Raw genomic sequence first — 16,507 nt, 5'->3', positions numbered from 1 at the left:
TCCGGTGGAGGGGGACGCCGTCTGCGGCGTTGTCCTCGCACTGCATGGTTCCACCGTGCGGAGCTCGTCCGCCTTGCAGACGACGCCCCTGCGACCCGCTGGGGGACTGAAGAGGGGCGCCGTCTGCGGCGTTGTCCTCGCACTGCAGGGTTCCACCGTGCGGAGCTCGTCCGCCTTGCAGACGACGCCTCTGCGACCCGCTGCATCCCTTGCGCGACGTCAGGTGAGGAGGGGGGCTCGCGGCTGTCAGCCGTCGGGCCCCCTCCGCAGCTGAGGTTCTGCGAGGCATACGCCTGCAGGAGGGGTGCGGGAGGAGCTCAGAGGGTCGGGGGCACGCCGACCAGGCTGCTCGAGAGGTCCCAGAGGTCGGTGCCGAGGCGGCGGTCGCGGGCCTGGGGTGCGACGGCGCCTCCGGGCTTCAGGCCGTCGAAGTAGGTGCCGCTCGCGGCTCCGACGTCGGGCTCGGAGCAGAGCGTGATCAGCGGCACCGCCCCCGCTTCGGCGGTGATGCCGTAGGAGCCCGAGGTCAGGGTCTGCAGCGTCTTCATCAGACGGGAGTCGGCGCCGAAGCCGGTGGCCACGAATCCGGGGTGGAACGAGTAGGCGTCCACGGCTGTCGGCAGCAGGCGCTCGGCCAGCTCGCGGATGAACAGGATCGTCGCGAGCTTGGAGGTGCCGTAGGCGCGCCATCCGCCCAGCCACGGCCCCTTCTTCCGGTCGAGGTCCTCGAGATCCAGGCGCCCGAACCGGTTGGCGACGCTCGCGGTCGAGACGACGCGCGCCCCGGGGCGGGAGGCGCCCGTTTCGATGAGGCGCGGCAGCAACAGGCGGGTCAGCAGGAACGGCGCGAGGTGATTGCTCTGGATCGTCCGCTCGAACCCGTCGGCCGACACCCCCCGCTCCGACACGAGACCGCCGGCGTTGTTCGCCAGCACATCGATCCCGTCGAATCGCTCGAGGAGTGCACCCGCGAGCGCGCGCACGTCGTCGAGCCGGTCGAAGTCGGCCACGAAGGGCACTCCTCCGACATCGGCGGCGACCGAGCGGGTGCGCTCGGCGTTGCGGCCGACGACCGCGACGGTCGCCCCCGCACGCGACAGCTCGCCCGCGGCGATCCTCCCGATCCCGGAGCTCGCCCCGGTGAGCACGACGACGCGCCCCTTCATGTCAGCGACCACGGAGGTATCCGCCCTTCTCGAGACCGGCTTCGATCTCGAATCGATTGCGCAGCGGATCGCGACCCGCCACGAGGTAGGCGAACGGGAACCACATCCCGTAGCGCTTCCACTGCTGCTTGTGCACGGCCTCGTGCTCGAGGACGCGGTCGGAGGCGTTGGTGCCGGTGAAGTAGCTCGTGCCGACGCACGAGCCGCCTCGGCCGTAGGACCAGTCCGGCATGCCGCGGAAGACCACGAGGCCGTTCCGGCGCTCGATCCGGCCGGTGCTCCACACGGCGCCCCACGCGAGCCCCACCGCGCACCCGAAGAGGTACCCGGGGCGGGTGATCGCGGGATGGAGGGCGACGGCCGAGACCGCCCTGCGGAGCGTGCTCACGCGCTCTCGCGACCGTAGGTCTCGAGCAGGCGCAGCCACACCTCGCTGATCGTGGGGTAGGAGGGGACGGCGTGCCAGAGCCGCGACAGCGGCACCTCGCCGACGACCGCGATCGTGGCCGAGTGGAGGAGCTCGCCGACCTCCTTGCCCACGAACGTGACGCCCAGCACGACGCGGCGGTCCTCGTCGACGACCATGCGCGCGGTGCCCGTGTAGCCGACCGCGGCCAGCGAGGCTCCGGCGACGGAGCCGATCTCGTAGTCGACGACGCGGGTGCGGTAGCCGGCCTTCTCGGCGGCCGCCGCGGTGAGGCCGACCGAGGCGACCTCCGGATCGGTGAAGACGACCTGGGGCACCGCCTCGTGGTCGGCCGTCGCGACGTGCGCGCCCCACGGGGAGTCGTGCACCTCGGCTCCGGTGGCGCGGGCCACGATGACGTCGCCCGCCGCGCGGGCCTGGTACTTGCCCTGGTGGGTGAGGAGGGCGCGGTGGTTCACATCGCCCACTCCGTAGAGCCACGGCGTGGATCCGCCGATCGGCGCACCGTCGGCGTCCAGCACGAGCATCGTGTCGTCGACGGTGAGGGACGAGCCCGGCTCGAGGCCGACCGTCTCGAGTCCGACGTCGCGGGTGTGCGGGGCCCGGCCGGTGGCCGCGAGGATCTCGTCGGCCTCGACGGTGCCGCCGTCCTCGAGGACGACCGAGACGGTGCCGTCGGCGCGGCGCTCGACCGAGGCGGGCGAGGCTCCGAGGCGGACGTCGACGCCGAGCCCGCGGAGCGAGTCGCCGACCAGCGTCCCGGCGAAGGGCTCGAAGGGGGCGAGCAGTCCGCTGCGCGCGAGCAGGGTGACGGAGGAGCCCATCCCCGCGTACGCGGTGGCCATCTCGAGTGCGACCACTCCGCCGCCGATGACGACGAGCCGGGGCGGCACGGTCTCGGCGCTGGTCGCCTCGCGGCTCGTCCAGGGAGCGGCGTCGCGGAGTCCGGGGATATCGGGGACGACGGCGGTCGTGCCGGTCGCGACGGCGACGGCCGACCGGGCGCGGAGGACGCGTTCGGTGCCGTCCGGGGTGGTCACGGTGACCTCCCGCTCGCCGCTCAGGCGACCGTGCCCGCGCACCAGCTCGATGCCCGCTCCCTCGAGCCACTGCACCTGGCCGTGGTCGTCGAAGCCGCTCGTGACGGAGTCGCGGTGCGCGAGGAGCGCGGCGACGTCGACGCCGCCGGTCACGGCCTGCGCGGCGCCGGGAAGGTCGCGCGCGGCCCGCAGCGCCATGGGGGCCCTGAGCAGCGCCTTGGAGGGCATGCAGGCCCAGTACGAGCACTCGCCGCCCACGAGCTCGCTCTCGACGACCGCCGCGGTGAGGCCGCCCTGGACGGCCCGGTCGGCGATGTTCTCGCCCACGGGTCCCGCTCCGATGACGATGAGGTCGAACTCGTCGGCGGGGGTCTTCTCGGTGCTCATGGTGTCCGGATCCTTCTCGGGCGTCCGCCCGTGACTGCTGGCCGGGGCGCTCCGTCCCGGCGGGGGTGCCGGCGCGGCCGGCGGGAGGTCAGTGGGCGGGCACGATCTCGGCTCGCCAGCCGTCGTAGCGGCCGCCCTCGCTCTCGACGGCGTCGATGACCTGGCGGAGGAACGCCGTGGTGGCCTCCTCGTGGACCGCGGCGTGGTGGCTCGCGACGAGGACGTGCCGAAGCCGCAGCCGGGAGATCGCGATCTCGTAGCCGGAGGCGACGAGCGCACGCCCGGCCCGTCGGGCTCGGCTCGCGCGGGAGAAGACGGCGAAGTGGTCGACCTCCCGCAGCTCCCACACCTGGTCGCCGTAGCGCAGGCGCACCTCGAGCTGGCGGGCGGCGCGCTCCTGCTGCGACTCGAGCGAGGAGGCCTGCTCGGCGGAGTGGGAGGCCGTGGCGGGTCGGGTGGCGGCCGCGGGGGCGAGGATCTCGTCGCTCATCGTCCGGTGAACTCCGCGGTCGTCCGTGAGAGGAAGGCGCGCAGTCCGATGCCGGCGTCCTCGGAGGCGGCGAGTCGGGCGAGCTCGGCGGGCAGAGCGCGCGCCGCCTGGTCGTCGGAGGAGGACAGGGCGAGCCGGGCGTTCGCGAGGGCCGCCTGCACCGCGAGCGGCGCCTGGGCGGCGATCCGCTCGGCGATCGCTCGCGCGGCGCCGGCGGCCGCTCCGTCGCTGACGACCTCCTGCACGAGTCCGATGCGGTGCGCCTCGGCGGCGTCGAAGGAGTCGCCCGTCAGGATCCACCGCATGGCGTCGCCCCAGCCGGTGGCCCTCGGGAAGCGCAGCGTGGCGCCGCCGAACGGCAGGATGCCGCGGGCGACCTCGATCTGGCCGAAGCTCGTCGACTCCTCCGCGACCACCACGTCGCTCGCGAGAGCGAGCTCGATGCCGAGCGTCAGGCACGTGCCCTGCAGCCCGATGACCACGGGCTTGGACACGGGTTGGGTCCGCAGTCCCCACGGGTCGAGGCCGCCCTCGGGAACGAAGTCCAGTCCGCCGGAGGCGACCCGCGGGCCGATGTCGGCGAGGTCGAGCCCGGCGGTGAAGTGCTCGCCCGCGGCGAGGACGACGCCGACGCGCAGCTCGGGGTCGCGGTCGAGCTCGCCGTACGCCCCGGCCAGGGCGGTGAGCATCGCGAGATCGGCGGCGTTGCGCTTCTCGGGGCGGTCGAGGACGATCTCGAGCACGTGCCCGCGCCGTTCCGTGCGCACGCGCGGTCGCTCGCCGCTCGCGCCCCGCTCGCTCTCGCGGGGCTCGCTCACTGGGGGCTCACTCTCGCGGGGTTCGCTCACGCTGGGCTCTCGCACGTCGGTCCTCCGCTCGGTCGCGTCCGACCATCCTGCCCGGTGCCGCCGACATCGCGCCGTCCGACGGTCCGCATTCCGAGTGGTCGCTCAGGCCCCGCGGGCCAGCGCGCCGAGCAGGCGGAGGATCGTGGGCAGGTCGTCGACCGCGGCCGCGGGGGAGACGGGGGCGAAGGACGTGACTCCGGCGCCGGCGAGCGGGAAGCGGGCGCGCAGCGCCTCGAGGCTCGCGACGAGCCGGGCCGCGGGGACGCCGAAGGGCACCGGGTCGAACAGCCCGGCGATCTCGGCCGGGTCCAGGACGTCGAGGTCGATGTGCACGTAGACGGAGCGCGCGCCGGTGGCCTCGACGGCCGCGACGAGCGACTCGGGATCGAGCTCGTCGGCGGAGAGGCTCTGCGCACCGCGCTCGAGGAGTCCCTCGATCTCGCCCGGGTCGATCGAGCGCACGGCGCCGAGGACGACGCTCGAGTCCTCGACGCGCTCCCCGGCGCCCGCGCTGAGCAGGCCGACGCCGCGGCCGAGGACGGCCGAGAGGACCATGCCCGAGAAGGCGCCGCTGGGAGACGTGGCGGGGGTGTTCGCATCCGGATGCGCGTCGAGCCAGACGAGTGCGACCGGCCCCTCGGCGGTGCGGACGGCGTGGCCGATCGCGGCGAACTCGACGCCGCAGTCGCCCCCGATCGTGATCACGGGGCCGGGCCGGCCGGCGAGCGCCTCGCGGATCCGCTCGGCGGTCGTCGCGACGGAGGCGTAGCGGCGGATCCCGGTGTCCTGCGCGTCGCCCGCCTCGGCGGGGATCTCGACGGCGACGGTGGCGGAGGAGGGCAGATCGCCGCGGATCGCCTCGGCGCCGTCGACCAGGCGCATCGCGCGGGTCGACGCCGAACCCTGCCACTGCGGGACAACGAGGAAGGACGCCATGCCCCTCACTATGGCACGCGGCACGCGGGACCCTCAGACCGTCGGGAGCGCGCCCAGTGAGGCGTCGGCGCCCGGGGTGGCGGGCACGGCCGCCGGCGGGCCGTCGAGATCGACGAGCGCCTCGTCCAGAGCCGAGCGCGAGCGGTCGGCCGCCCCCCGGGCCTGCTCGAGAGCCGCAGCCGGATCCCCGGCGGCGAGTCGCGCCGCCGCGGCCAGCTGCTCGCCGGTCTCCTCCGCGAGGATCCGGGGCGCCGCGGTGATCCTGTCGCCGTGGACGAGCGCGAGGAGGGCCACGGCGTCGGCGCCGAGCCTGGCCGCGGTCCGCGCCGCCTCGAAGAGCATGAGCTGGCGCTCGGCCTGCGCGTGCGGATCGCGGTATCCGGCGACGACCGCGTCCAGCGCGGCGTCGGCCTCGAGCAGCAGCGCGAGGACCGCCGCCGGATCGTGGCGCGCCCCTGCCGCGCGGGCCTCGTCCGCGTCGAGCAGGAGCGCCCGCGCGGCGGCGCCCGCGACGGCGACGTCGGCGGCCGACGAGACCTGGGCGGCGGTCCGGACGTCGGAGAGCGTGTCGGCCCGGGCGAGATCGTCCCGCACCGAGCGCTCCAGTCCGCTCAGCTGCGCCTCCGCGCGGGCGAGGAGCGCCGTCAGGGACTCGATCGCCGAGAGCAGGGCGTCGGAGTCGGCCTCCGGGTCCGCAGCCACGCGGTCCGCGGCCTCGCGCAACGGGCGGACCTGCCGCTCCGAGGTGAGGCCGGCGAGGACCGAGACGTCGGCACGGACGCGCTGCAGCCGCTCCGGCGGGGGCGGGGGAGCGGAGGTCACTCCGTGATCGTACGGCCCCCGTGTTACGGAGCGTGTCGCCCCGACTCGACCGCGATCCGCGCCCCGCGCAGGATGGAGCGCATGACCCGCTCGCTCGCCATCGTGGAGGTCGCCCGGACCCGCCCCGGCCGCGACGACTACCACGCCTACGTGCAGATCCTCAACGGCCGGCTGCTGACGCTCGCCCGCGAGCTCGGCTGGGAGGCGCAGCGCTACGCCGCCGAGGACCTGGGCGCCGCCCGCCTCCTCGCCGAGACCGACGGCGCCGACGCGATCGTGCTGGCCGGCGGCGAGGACATCGCCCCCGAGCGCTACGGAGCGGACCGGGGCTATCCCGGCGAGGGCCCGCACGCGGAACGGGCCGACGAGGCGCAGATCGCCCTCGTGCACCGCGCTCTCGCCCGGCGCACGCCGCTCCTGGGCATCTGCCGCGGCCTCCAGATCGTCAACGTCGCCCTCGGCGGCACGCTCGTCCCCGATCTCGGGCCGGGTGCCGCGCACGTCAACGCGGCCGCTCCCGCCCACGAGCGGATGCACGGCCACGCGGTCGAGATCGCTCCCGCCTCGACGCTCGCCGGACTCTTCGGCGCCGAGGTCCTGGCGGTCCAGAGCGCGCACCACCAGGCCGTCGACGTGCTCGCCCCGGGCCTCTCGGTGGTGGCGCGCGCCGAGGACGGCGTCGTCGAGGCGATCGAGCACCTCAGCGCGCCGATCGTCGGCGTGCAGTGGCACCCGGAGGACCCGAAGGCGCCGGCCGGTCAGCTCGCGGCGCTCCTCGAGGGTCTCGCCGCGGCACGAGCAGTCCCGCAGGCGCTCGCCGCCTGACGGGCTCGTCGAACCGCCCGACCCGACGATCGGGGGCCGGACTCAGCCCGCCAGCCGCGCCATCCACGCCTCGATCTCGTCGGCGGAGCGCGGGATGCCGACCGAGAGGTTCTCGGCGCCGTCCTCGGTGACCAGCACGTCGTCCTCGATGCGGACGCCGATGCCGCGCAGCTCCTCCGGCACGGTGAGATCGTCGGGCTGGAAGTAGAGGCCGGGCTCGATGGTGAAGACCATGCCGGCCCCGACGACTCCGTCGAGGTACATCTCGCGGCGGGCCTTCGCGCAGTCGTGCACGTCGAGACCCAGGTGGTGGCTCGTGCCGTGCACCATGTAGCGGCGGTGCTGCTGGTTGTCGGCCTCGAGCGCCTCCTCGGCGCTGACCGGCAGCAGACCCCACTCGGCGGTCCGGCGGGCGATCACGGCCATCGCCGCCGCGTGCACGTCGCGGAAGCGGATGCCCGGGCGGACGATCGCGAAGGCCGCGTCCGCCGCCTCCCGCACCGTCTCGTGCACCCGGCGCTGCGCGTCGGTGTAGACGCCGTCGACCGGGAAGGTGCGGGTGATGTCGGCGGTGTAGTAGCTCTCCTGCTCCACTCCGGCATCCAGCAGCACGAGCTCGCCGGGGCGCACCGGTCCGTCGTTGCGGGTCCAGTGCAGGATGCACGCGTGCGGTCCGGCCGCCGCGATCGTGTCGTAGCCCACTGCGTTGCCGTCGGCGCGAGCGCGTCCGTTGAAGACGCCCTCGATCAGGCGCTCGCCGCGCTCGTGGGCGATGATGCGCGGCAGATCCGAGAGCACGTCCTCGAAGCCGCGGCCCGTGGCGTCGACCGCGGCGCGCAGCTCGGCGATCTCGTAGGAGTCCTTGACGAGCCGCAGCTCGCTGAGGTCCCGCTCGAGGGCGGCGTCCGAGTCGGCGGAGGTGCGCCCGGCCAGGCGCTCCGCCACCAGAGGGTCGGCCTCGCGGAGGACGGCCACGGCCACGTCGTCCGCGGAGTCCAGCACGGCGTCGAGCTCGTCGATGCCGCGGGCCTCGAGGCCGAGGTCGGCCGACACCTGCGCGAGCGAGGGACGGGGGCCGATCCAGAACTCGCCGATCTCGGGGTTCGCGTAGAACTCGTCGGAGTCGCGTCCGGCGCGCTCGCGGAAGTAGAGCACCGCCGAGTGGCCCGACTCGCCCGGCTCGAGCACCAGGACGGCGCCCGGCTCGGAGTCGGCGCCCCAGCCGGTCAGCCAGGCGAAGGCGGAGTGCGCGCGGAACGGGTAGTCGGTGTCGTTGGCGCGCTGCTTGAGCCGCCCGGCGGGGACGACCACGCGCTCGCCGAGGTGCAGCGCCGAGAGCCGGTCGCGTCGGGAGGCGGCGAAGGAGGCCTGCTCGCGGGGCTCCGGCAGCGGCTCCTCGCGGTCGGCCCAGCCCGCGGCGATGAAGTCGCGGAAGCGGTCCGAGGCGGGGGTCGTCGAGCGGTTCGCGGTCGCGCGGGGGGTGGGTGCTGCGGCGGGGTCGGGCGTCGGGGTGGTCTGCTCGTCCGTGTTCGTCATGACCCCATTCTCCTCCTCGGCGGGCGGAGGAGGGGGTCAGGAGGAGTCCTTGACCATGCCCCGCACGGACAGCTGCACGAGCACGGGGCGGTGGTCGCTCCCGGCGTCGTCGCGGTCGTCGACGACGACGTAGCCCGAGACCTCGCGGCGTCCCGAGAAGAGCACGTGGTCGATCGGGGCGCCGAGCGCGGCGGGGACGGAGGCGGGCCAGGTGCCGGTGCCGCCGCCGCCCGCGAGCGCGGCCGCGTCGCTGCAGCCGCCGAGGTCGGCCGTACCCGGGAGCCCGGACCAGTGGTCGAGGGTGGAGTTGAGGTCGCCGACCACGACCACGTCCTCCTCGGTGCTGCAGAGCGCGGCGAGGCGCGAGAGGTCGCTGCGCCAGTCGGCCATCAGGGCGGGGATCGGCGGTGCGGCGTGAACGGCGGCGATCACCGGGCGCTCGGGGGTGTCCGGCCGGACGACGAGCGAGGGCAGGGTGCCGGTCGGCGTGCTGCCGGGATCGACCGCATAGGCGCCCAGCGACGGGGCGAGCAGGAGCGCCGTGCCGGCGATCCCTCCTCCGCCCGCGGCGTAGTGCAGGGTCATCGGGCGGCCGGCGGCGGCGAGCGCGGCGGCGATCTCCTGAGCCGGTGCCTCCGAGACCTCGACGAGGGCGAGGGCGTCGACGGCGCTCTCGTCCGCGAGCGCGACGACGTCCGCGACGGCGACCGAGTCCAGCGTGTTCCAGGTGAGGATGCGCAGATCGGCGAGGCGGTGCGCGCGAGGGGCGCTGTCCTCGTAGCCCCGCACGCCCTGCAGCCCCGCGAGGACCACGGCGAAGACGACTCCGAGGGCCGCCAGCGCGAGGGCGAGGCGGCGCACGGGCGGCACGAGGACCGCCACGACGACGACCACCAGGGCCACGACGACGGCGCCGAGGGCCGTCCCGAGGCGGAACGACACGAGCTGCGCGAACGGGGCCTCGCGGGCGAGTCCGAAGAAGCCGGGAGCGGTCGCCACGAGCAGGACGATCGCCACTGCAGCGGCCACCGCGAACTTCACCAGTCTCGTCCCCATCCCGGCTCAGGGTAGGGCATCCTCCCGGCCGCAGGCGCAGGACGCGCGTCTACGATGGGCGGCATGCATGTCGCGGGAGGCGGGTTCGACCTCCACACCCACTCCCTCGTGTCCGACGGCACCGAGCCGCCCGAGGTGCTCGTGCGCGCGGCCGCCGACGCGGGTCTCGCGGGCGTCGCCCTGACCGACCACGACTCGACCGGCGGATGGGCGGCCGCTCGCGCCGCCGCCGACGCGGCGGGGATCGAGCTGCTCCCCGGCATGGAGCTCTCGTCGCGGGTCGGCTGGGCGAGCGTGCACGTGCTCGCGTACCTCGTCGATCCGGAGGATCCGGGCCTGGTCGCCGAGACCGCGCGGATCCGCTCCGAGCGGATGCACCGCGCCGAGGCGATCGTCACCGCGATCGCCGTCGACTACGACCTCACCTGGGACGACGTCCTGGCGCAGACGTCCCCCGGCTCCACGATCGGGCGCCCGCACATCGCCGACGCTCTCGTGGCCCGCGGTCTCGCGACCGATCGCTCGGCCGCGTTCGCGGGGATCCTCGACTGGCGGGGCGGGTACTACCGGCCGCACTACGCACCCGATCCGGTCGACGCGGTCCGCCTGGTGCGCGCGGCGGGAGGCGTCCCCGTGATCGCGCACCCGGCCACCAGCACCCGCGGCATCGTGGTGGAGTCGATGCTCCCGGACCTCGTCGACGCGGGGCTGTTCGGCCTCGAGGTCGAGCACCGCGAGAACACCGCCGACGGCAAGCGCAGGCTGCGCGAGCTCGCGCAGCGGTACGGCCTGGTCACGACCGGGTCGAGCGACTACCACGGCACGGGCAAGCCCAACCGGATCGGCGAGAACACGACGCCGCGCGCGACGGTGGACGCGATCCGCGCCGCCGCCCGGAACTGAGCGGGCCCGCCCCTCCGGAGACGACGAACCCCCTCGCGCGATCGCTCGCGGAGGGGGTCGAGGGGGTCTGCGGGTCAGACCTGGGCGTCGGGACGCGGGCCCCGGCGGCGCTGGCGGGTGCGACGGCGCGGCTCGCTGTTGCCGTCGTGGTGCTCCTTGCTCTCGCTCGAGGGGGCCTGGCCCGCATCGGACGCGGCGGCCTCGGTCTGCTCGGACGAGCCGCGGCTGCGACGACGGGGCTCGCGGCCCTCGCGGCCCTCGCGGGGCTCGCGCGGCTCGCGCTGCCGCGTGCTGCGCTCGGGCTGGGCGTCGGCCTTCGCCTCCGCGGGGATCGGCGTCGGCTTGAGCCGGCCCTTCGTGCCCACGGGGATGTCGAGGTCGGTGTAGAGGTGCGGCGACGACGAGTAGGTCTCGACCGGGTCGGGCTGACCGAACTCGAGCGCCCGGTTGATGAGGGCCCACTTGTGCAGGTCCTCCCAGTCGACGAACGTGACCGCGATGCCGGTCTTGCCCGCGCGGCCGGTGCGGCCGACGCGGTGCAGGTAGGTCTGGTCGTCGTCCGGGATCGTGTGGTTGATGACGTGGGTGACATCGTTCACGTCGATGCCGCGGGCGGCGACGTCGGTGGCGATCAGGATGTCCTTCTTGCCGGCCTTGAACGCGGCCATCGCCCGCTCGCGCTGCTCCTGGTTCAGGTCGCCGTGGACGGCGGCGGCGTTGAAGCCGCGGTCGTTCAGCTCCTCGACGATGCGGGCCGCGGCGCGCTTGGTGCGGGTGAAGATGACGGTCTTGCCGCGGCCCTCCGACTGCAGGATGCGCGCGATGACCTCGTCCTTGTCGAGCGAGTGCGCCCGGTAGACGATGTGCTTGATGTTCGCCTGCGTGATGCCCTCGTCGGGGTCGGTCGCGCGGATGTGGATCGGCTTGTTCATGAAGCGGCGGGCGAGCGCGACGATCGCGCCGGGCATCGTCGCCGAGAAGAGCATGGTGTGGCGGGTCTGCGGCGTCTGCGCGAACAGTTTCTCGATGTCCGAGAGGAAGCCGAGGTCGAGCATCTTGTCGGCCTCGTCGAGCACCATGACCTGGACGTTCGCGAGCGACAGCAGGCGCTGACCGGCGAGGTCGAGGAGGCGCCCCGGGGTGCCGACGACGATCTGCGCGCCCGCCTTCAGCTGCTCGATCTGGCCCTCGTACGCCTTGCCGCCGTAGATCGAGACGATCTTGGTGGGGCGGTTCGAGGCCGCGAGCTCGATGTCCTCGGTCACCTGGACGGCGAGCTCGCGGGTCGGGACCACGATGAGCGCCTTCACACCCGGCTCCGGGTCGGTGCCCAGCGCCTGGATGAGGGGGAGGCCGAAGCCGAAGGTCTTGCCGGTGCCGGTCTTGGCCTGGCCGATGATGTCCTGCTTCTGCAGGGCCAGGGGGATCGTCTGCTCCTGGATGGGGAACGGCTCGAGGATGCCCTTGGCGGCGAGTGCGGCGACGATGTCGTCGTCGATGTTGAGATCGGAGAAAGTCACGGGAGTGAAGCGCCTGTCGTGTCGAACGGTCTACGCCCCTGTACGACTCCGGGCGCAGGGTCACCGATCCAGCGCCGGTGACATCCCGGCGAGTCTACCGGCACCCGCCTCTCGCGCCCCGGAGGGCGTCGGCGGGGCGGAGCGCCCTCGCTCTAAGCTGGGCCCATGGCAGCCTGGTTCCGACGCCGACGTCCCTCCGGCGACACCCCGCGCCTGACCCCGAGGGGCGAGTCCGCCAAGCGCGACCGCGTCGACCTGGCCGACCTCACTCCCGAGGTCCTGCCCTACCTCGGGCAGGTGGCCTACCTCCAGCTCGCTATCTTCGAGGCCCTCGCCCGCGCGGTGGCGGGCACCGACGACCTCGCCGACAAGGAGGCGATCTCGGCCGCCGCCGGCACCGCCCTGTCGAAGCACCATGCGGTCGTCGCCGAACTGCGCCGACGCGACGTGGAGCCGTGGGAGGCCATGGCTCCGTTCCGTCCCGCGATCGACACGTTCGAGCACTTGACGCGGGGCGCGGACCTGCACGAGACGCTGCTCTCGGCCTACATCACGGCGGGGCTGCTCGACGACTTCTTCATCCGCCTCACGGGAGGACTGCCGAGCGACGTCGGACCGCGCATCGCGCAGACCCTCGGCGCCGACACCGGGATCGACGGGCTCATCACGATCCTCCGCCGCGAGATCGCCGCCGACGACCGTCTCGGCTCGCGGCTGGCCGTCTGGGGTCGCCGGCTCGTCGGCGACACCCTCCTGGTCGCGCGCTCGGCGCTGATGGGCTCGGGCAACCACGACTCGGACGAGTCGCGCATCGAACCCGTGTTCACCGAGCTGATCGCCTCGCACACCCGGCGGATGGACGCCCTCGGCCTGACCGCCTAGGGCGCGGCGACCGGCGGAGCGACGCGGGATCCCGTCCGCCGGGCCCTGCGCGTCACTCCGCCCAGAAGCCGGGAACGTCGGCGAGGGTCGCGATCGTCCGCTGCCGCCCCCACTCGACGTGGGCGTGCGCGACGGAGGAGGCGAGGCGGGCGTCCCCCGCGGCGACCGCCTGGGCGAGCCGCACGTGCTCGTCGTGGCGCACCCCCGGCTCCGCCTGGATGTTGGCGATGTTGAGGCGGTTGCTGCGCTCGTCGAGCGGACCCATGGTCGAGATCAGGAGCCGGTTGCCGGCGATCGCCTCGATCGCACCGTGGATCCTGCCGCTCTCGGAGTGGAAGCGCGCGAGATCGCCGTCGGCGAGGGCCGCTCCGGCGTCGGTCACCACCGCCACGAGGGCCGAGGCGTCCGCCCCTCTGGCGACCGCCTCGGCCGCCGTCCGCGCGATGAGGGGCTCGAGTGCCGAGCGGATGTCGTAGAGCTCGTCGACGTCGCGCCGGGTCACGACGGTCACCACGGCGCTGCTGCGCGGGCGCACCGTGACCAGCCCCGCCAGCTCGAGCCAGGGGAGCGCCTCGCGGATCGGCACGCGCGAGACCGCGAGCTCGGCGGCGAGATCGCGCTCCCGGATCGGCTCGCCGGCGGGCAGGCGCCCGTCGAGGATCCGGCGCCGCAGCTCCTCGTAGACGGACTGCGACATCGTCTTGACGGGGGTCTTCTCGGGCATCGCTGCTCCTCGGTCTACCGGAGGGGGGACGGGGACAGGGTAGCGGGCGTTCGGGCGAGGCGCGGCGGCAGCCGTAACAGCGATTTCACGCGGGCGAAACATGGAGGAGGGTGAGCGACCGTAGCGTGGCGGTCGTGCTTCGGTATACCAAGCACCTCATCTCTCGGAAGGACTCGCTCATGAGCACCGTCACGGACCCGCCGCCCTCGACGACGACGACGGGAGACCGCATCGAAGCCGCGTACTCGCGCATCGGGATCACCGGCGCCCACGTCGGCATCGTGGCGATGATCCTCTTCGGGGTGTTCTTCGACGCGATCGAGCAGAACACGGTGGGAGTCGCGGGCCCGGTGCTCGCAGCGGACTGGGGCCTCGCGGGAGCCGAGCTCGGGCTGCTCAACACCGCCACGTTCACCGCCGTCGCCCTCGGGCGCGTGCTGGCGGGAGTGGTCATGGACCGCGTCGGGCGCCGCACGCTGCTCGGCGCGAACCTCCTGGTCTTCGCCGTCGGCAGCCTGCTCTGCGCGCTCGCACCGAGCTACGAGATCCTCGTCGCCGCCCGCTTCCTCGTGGGTCTGGGTCTCGGCGGCGAGATCGCGACCGCGGTGATCATGCTGGCCGAGTTCTTCTCGGCGAAGCACCGCGGCACCGCCGTCGGCCTCATCAATGTCGCCGCCGCCGGACTGGGCAACATGCTGGCGCCGCTGTTCGGCGTGATCGTCTTCTCGGTCTTCACCGGGGACGACCGCTGGCGCTGGCTCTTCGGTCTGCTCGTGGTGCCCGCGCTGGCCGTCGTCCTCTACCGCCGCGCCCTGCCCGAGACGCCCCGCTACCTCGCCGCCCGCGGCAGGACCGCCGAGGCCAACACGGTGATCAACCGGCTCGCTCAGGGCAGGCTGCACCGGCCGCTCCAGGAGGAGGTCGACTACCTCGGGACCGCTGGAGCCGCTGCCGTCACGGTCCCCGCGACTCCCCGGTGGACCGAGCTCTTCGGACGCCGGCACCGCCGCACCACGATCGCCCTCGGTGTCGCCGTCTGCATGTCCTACGCGGCCCAGATCTCGATGCTGACCCTGATCCCGCTGATCCTGACCTCCCGCGGCTTCGACATCACCAGCGCCCTCTGGTATACCCTCGTGATGCAGTCGGGCTCCCTCGTCGGAGCGCTCGTGGCGGCTCTCGCGGCCCAGCGCCTGCCCCGCAAGCTCACGCTCACCGTCGCCGCGATCCTGGGCGTCGGCGCGGGTCTCGGCTTCGGCTTCCTCGGCACGACGATCGCGCTGGTGCTGGCGTTCGGCTTCCTCTTCAACTTCTCGGTGATCGTGCTCAACACCACCATCTGGCTCTTCGCTCCTGAGCAGTACCCGACGCGGATCCGCGGGCTCGGCACCTCCGTGATCCTGGCGCTCGGCTCCCTGTCGGGCGGCCTCTTCCCGCTCCTCGCGGGAGCAGTGCTGGACGCGTCGGGCGTCGGGGGCATGTTCGCCCTGCTGGCCGGGCTCTTCGCGATCTGCGCGATCGCCGTGCAGTTCCCGCGCGAGACGGTCGGCCGGCCGATGGCGGAGGACTGACGATGAGCCGCACCCTCGTCGTCCTGAACCCGAACACCTCGGCCGAGACCACGCGGCTGCTCGTGGCGATCGCCCGGGACGCCGTGCGCGGTGAGGAGGTGCACGTCGTGGGGGAGACGGCGGAGCGGGGGCCGTCGATCATCACCGATCCGGCGGCACTGGCGGCATCGGCCGGCGAGGTGGTCGCTTCCGCCCGGCGCTCGGTGCTGCTGCACGACCCTGCGGCCCTCGTGGTCGCGGCGTTCGGCGATCCGGGAGCGGCGGAGGCGGCGGAGGCCACCGGACTGCCGGTGGTCGGCATCGGTGCGGCCGCCGTGCGCGCGGCCGGTGCGACCGGGCGGCGCTTCGCGATCGCGACGACCACGTCCCGGCTCGAGGGGACGCTGCGGGCGCTGGTCGCGTCGGCCGGGGACCCCCGGGACTACGCAGGATGCTTCCTCACCGCCTCGGACGCGGAGCAGTTGCGCGATCCGGTCCGGCTGCACGCCGAGCTGCGCGAGGCGGTGCTGCGGGCGGAGGCGGCCGGGGCCGAGGCGGTGATCATCGGCGGCGGGCCTCTGAGCGCGGCGGCCGAGCTGCTCGCGGCGGAGTTCGCGGGGCGCCTGCCGATAGTGGAGCCGATCCGGGCGGCGATGGCCGAGGCGCTGGTGGCCACCTCGCCGATGGCGCCGTCACCGGCCTGAAGCGGGCCCGGCACGACGAACGGCGCGGGAGTCGAGGACTCCCGCGCCGTTCGTGGTGGTGCGTTCTTACTGCGCGGCGACCCGCCCCGCGAGCATCGCCTCGAGGGAGGCGTCGTCGCGGCGGGCGCGGGCCCGGCCGAGGGCCAGGTCGGCGACCACCACGGCGATCGCGGTGAGTGCCAGTGCGAGGACCCAGATCAGCCCGCCGTCCCAAGGGAGGCCCGCCCAGGTCAGCGCCACCCAGAGCACGGCGGCGACGACGCCGCCGAGGGCCGGGACGAGCACGGCGCCGTGCAGGTGCCGGTGCGGGAGCGAGTACCGCGCGGCCAGACCGAGCAGCACTCCTCCGATCGTGACGAAGAGGAGCTCCACGACGTTCCCGGAGGGGCTAGGCGACGAAGCCGACTCGGCGCGACTCCTCGGAGCCGAGCTCGACGAAGGCGATGGTGTCGGTGGGGACGATGTAGATCTTGCCCTTCTCGTCGCGCAGGCGCAGGACCTTCGCACCGGCCTCGAGAGCGGTGGTGACCGTCTTCTCGACCTCGGTCGCGGACATCGAGGACTCGAAGTTGAGCTCTCGCGGGGTGTTGACGATTCCGATACGGATTTCCACCAGCAGTTGCCTTTCGGGAGGAGGGACGTGGCTGTCACGATACGGCACCGTGCGAGAGCGCCGACGCGGGTTTCGCGC

18 protein-coding genes are annotated in these 16,507 nt (G+C 73.9%); 5 read left to right on the top strand and 13 right to left on the bottom strand.

All coding sequences use genetic code 11. The features are described 5' to 3' along the window. Positions 1-317 precede the first annotated feature (317 nt). From AC0CID_RS06990 to AC0CID_RS06960, 7 genes are all read right to left on the bottom strand, one after another. Positions 318-1,178, bottom strand: a complete 861-nt coding sequence (locus AC0CID_RS06990; protein WP_465226245.1) for an SDR family NAD(P)-dependent oxidoreductase — start codon at positions 1,176-1,178, stop codon at positions 318-320. Next, positions 1,168-1,554: a Fe-S oxidoreductase gene (locus tag AC0CID_RS06985; protein WP_307786101.1), complete on the bottom strand. Its 387-nt coding sequence runs from the start codon at positions 1,552-1,554 to the stop codon at positions 1,168-1,170. Before AC0CID_RS06985 ends, AC0CID_RS06990 begins: the two co-directional genes overlap by 11 nt. Next, positions 1,551-3,020 carry a dihydrolipoyl dehydrogenase family protein gene (locus AC0CID_RS06980; RefSeq protein ID WP_465226244.1) on the bottom strand — a complete coding sequence of 490 codons (1,470 nt, stop codon included), beginning with the start codon at positions 3,018-3,020 and terminating at the stop codon, positions 1,551-1,553. Before AC0CID_RS06980 ends, AC0CID_RS06985 begins: the two co-directional genes overlap by 4 nt. Positions 3,021-3,108: 88 nt before the next feature. Further along, positions 3,109-3,510, bottom strand: coding sequence for a ribonuclease E inhibitor RraB (locus tag AC0CID_RS06975; protein ID WP_465226243.1), 402 nt, complete (start codon positions 3,508-3,510; stop codon positions 3,109-3,111). Continuing rightward, entirely contained in the window at positions 3,507-4,277 is a 771-nt protein-coding gene (locus AC0CID_RS06970) for a crotonase/enoyl-CoA hydratase family protein (protein ID WP_465226242.1), read from the bottom strand. Before AC0CID_RS06970 ends, AC0CID_RS06975 begins: the two co-directional genes overlap by 4 nt. A 183-nt stretch (positions 4,278-4,460) precedes the next feature. Further along, positions 4,461-5,294 carry an arginase family protein gene (locus tag AC0CID_RS06965; protein WP_465226241.1) on the bottom strand — a complete coding sequence of 278 codons (834 nt, stop codon included), beginning with the start codon at positions 5,292-5,294 and terminating at the stop codon, positions 4,461-4,463. 33 nt (positions 5,295-5,327) lie between these two features. Beyond that, positions 5,328-6,116, bottom strand: a complete 789-nt coding sequence (locus AC0CID_RS06960) for a hypothetical protein (protein ID WP_465226240.1) — start codon at positions 6,114-6,116, stop codon at positions 5,328-5,330. A gap of 81 nt (positions 6,117-6,197) precedes the next feature. Here AC0CID_RS06960 and AC0CID_RS06955 point away from each other — a divergent pair, with 81 nt between their 5' ends. Next, complete coding sequence (locus AC0CID_RS06955) at positions 6,198-6,941, top strand: gamma-glutamyl-gamma-aminobutyrate hydrolase family protein (RefSeq protein WP_465226239.1); 744 nt, start codon at positions 6,198-6,200, stop codon at positions 6,939-6,941. A 42-nt stretch (positions 6,942-6,983) separates the two neighbouring features. Here AC0CID_RS06955 and AC0CID_RS06950 read toward each other — a convergent pair whose 3' ends face one another. Continuing rightward, a complete protein-coding gene (locus AC0CID_RS06950; protein ID WP_465226238.1) occupies positions 6,984-8,477 on the bottom strand; it encodes an aminopeptidase P family protein in 1,494 nt (497 codons plus the stop codon). Between the two features lie 36 nt (positions 8,478-8,513). After that, positions 8,514-9,533 carry an endonuclease/exonuclease/phosphatase family protein gene (locus AC0CID_RS06945; protein WP_465226237.1) on the bottom strand — a complete coding sequence of 340 codons (1,020 nt, stop codon included), beginning with the start codon at positions 9,531-9,533 and terminating at the stop codon, positions 8,514-8,516. A gap of 63 nt (positions 9,534-9,596) precedes the next feature. On the opposite strand from AC0CID_RS06945, the gene AC0CID_RS06940 reads away from it, so the two are divergent. Beyond that, complete coding sequence (locus tag AC0CID_RS06940; protein WP_465226236.1) at positions 9,597-10,436, top strand: PHP domain-containing protein; 840 nt, start codon at positions 9,597-9,599, stop codon at positions 10,434-10,436. Between the two features lie 74 nt (positions 10,437-10,510). On the opposite strand, the gene AC0CID_RS06935 is transcribed toward AC0CID_RS06940, so the two are convergent. Next, the gene (locus AC0CID_RS06935; RefSeq protein WP_465226235.1) at positions 10,511-11,956 is read right to left on the bottom strand and encodes a DEAD/DEAH box helicase; all 1,446 of its coding nucleotides are present in this window, start codon (positions 11,954-11,956) and stop codon (positions 10,511-10,513) included. 165 nt (positions 11,957-12,121) lie between these two features. Between AC0CID_RS06935 and AC0CID_RS06930 the strand changes: the two genes are divergently transcribed. Further along, positions 12,122-12,838 (top strand): ferritin-like fold-containing protein, encoded by a 717-nt coding sequence (locus tag AC0CID_RS06930; protein WP_207403982.1) that lies wholly within the window; start codon positions 12,122-12,124, stop codon positions 12,836-12,838. Between the two features lie 52 nt (positions 12,839-12,890). Here AC0CID_RS06930 and AC0CID_RS06925 read toward each other — a convergent pair whose 3' ends face one another. Further along, entirely contained in the window at positions 12,891-13,562 is a 672-nt protein-coding gene (locus AC0CID_RS06925; RefSeq protein ID WP_465226234.1) for a GntR family transcriptional regulator, read from the bottom strand. Between the two features lie 179 nt (positions 13,563-13,741). Here AC0CID_RS06925 and AC0CID_RS06920 point away from each other — a divergent pair, with 179 nt between their 5' ends. Then, on the top strand, positions 13,742-15,133 hold the full coding sequence (locus tag AC0CID_RS06920; RefSeq protein WP_465226233.1) for an MFS transporter: 1,392 nt from the start codon (positions 13,742-13,744) through the stop codon (positions 15,131-15,133). A 2-nt stretch (positions 15,134-15,135) separates the two neighbouring features. Then, positions 15,136-15,816 carry an aspartate/glutamate racemase family protein gene (locus AC0CID_RS06915; protein ID WP_465226232.1) on the top strand — a complete coding sequence of 227 codons (681 nt, stop codon included), beginning with the start codon at positions 15,136-15,138 and terminating at the stop codon, positions 15,814-15,816. Positions 15,817-15,882: 66 nt separating this feature from the next. On the opposite strand, the gene AC0CID_RS06910 is transcribed toward AC0CID_RS06915, so the two are convergent. Both AC0CID_RS06910 and AC0CID_RS06905 read right to left on the bottom strand, forming a co-directional pair. Beyond that, the gene (locus tag AC0CID_RS06910; protein WP_465226231.1) at positions 15,883-16,188 is read right to left on the bottom strand and encodes a hypothetical protein; all 306 of its coding nucleotides are present in this window, start codon (positions 16,186-16,188) and stop codon (positions 15,883-15,885) included. A gap of 16 nt (positions 16,189-16,204) precedes the next feature. Further along, positions 16,205-16,429: a DUF3107 domain-containing protein gene (locus AC0CID_RS06905; protein ID WP_055793661.1), complete on the bottom strand. Its 225-nt coding sequence runs from the start codon at positions 16,427-16,429 to the stop codon at positions 16,205-16,207. Positions 16,430-16,507: the final 78 nt, after the last annotated feature.

The sequence above is a fragment of the Rathayibacter sp. AC451 genome (assembly GCF_979253095.1).
The sequence above is the reverse complement of the archived record's forward strand: the minus strand, read 5'-3'. Positions and strand labels throughout refer to the sequence as shown.

Bases quoted from the DNA above. Each gene is read 5' to 3' on its own strand.
- AC0CID_RS06925 (WP_465226234.1), bottom strand. From the start codon at position 13,562: ATGCCCGAGAAGACCCCCGTCAAGACGATGTCGCAGTCCGTCTACGAG.
- AC0CID_RS06915 (WP_465226232.1), top strand. From the start codon at position 15,136: ATGAGCCGCACCCTCGTCGTCCTGAACCCGAACACCTCGGCCGAGACC.
- AC0CID_RS06930 (WP_207403982.1), top strand. From the start codon at position 12,122: ATGGCAGCCTGGTTCCGACGCCGACGTCCCTCCGGCGACACCCCGCGC.
- AC0CID_RS06920 (WP_465226233.1), top strand. From the start codon at position 13,742: ATGAGCACCGTCACGGACCCGCCGCCCTCGACGACGACGACGGGAGAC.
- AC0CID_RS06975 (WP_465226243.1), bottom strand. From the start codon at position 3,510: ATGAGCGACGAGATCCTCGCCCCCGCGGCCGCCACCCGACCCGCCACG.
- AC0CID_RS06965 (WP_465226241.1), bottom strand. From the start codon at position 5,294: ATGGCGTCCTTCCTCGTTGTCCCGCAGTGGCAGGGTTCGGCGTCGACC.
- AC0CID_RS06950 (WP_465226238.1), bottom strand. From the start codon at position 8,477: ATGACGAACACGGACGAGCAGACCACCCCGACGCCCGACCCCGCCGCA.
- AC0CID_RS06945 (WP_465226237.1), bottom strand. From the start codon at position 9,533: ATGGGGACGAGACTGGTGAAGTTCGCGGTGGCCGCTGCAGTGGCGATC.
- AC0CID_RS06980 (WP_465226244.1), bottom strand. From the start codon at position 3,020: ATGAGCACCGAGAAGACCCCCGCCGACGAGTTCGACCTCATCGTCATC.
- AC0CID_RS06940 (WP_465226236.1), top strand. From the start codon at position 9,597: ATGCATGTCGCGGGAGGCGGGTTCGACCTCCACACCCACTCCCTCGTG.
- AC0CID_RS06955 (WP_465226239.1), top strand. From the start codon at position 6,198: ATGACCCGCTCGCTCGCCATCGTGGAGGTCGCCCGGACCCGCCCCGGC.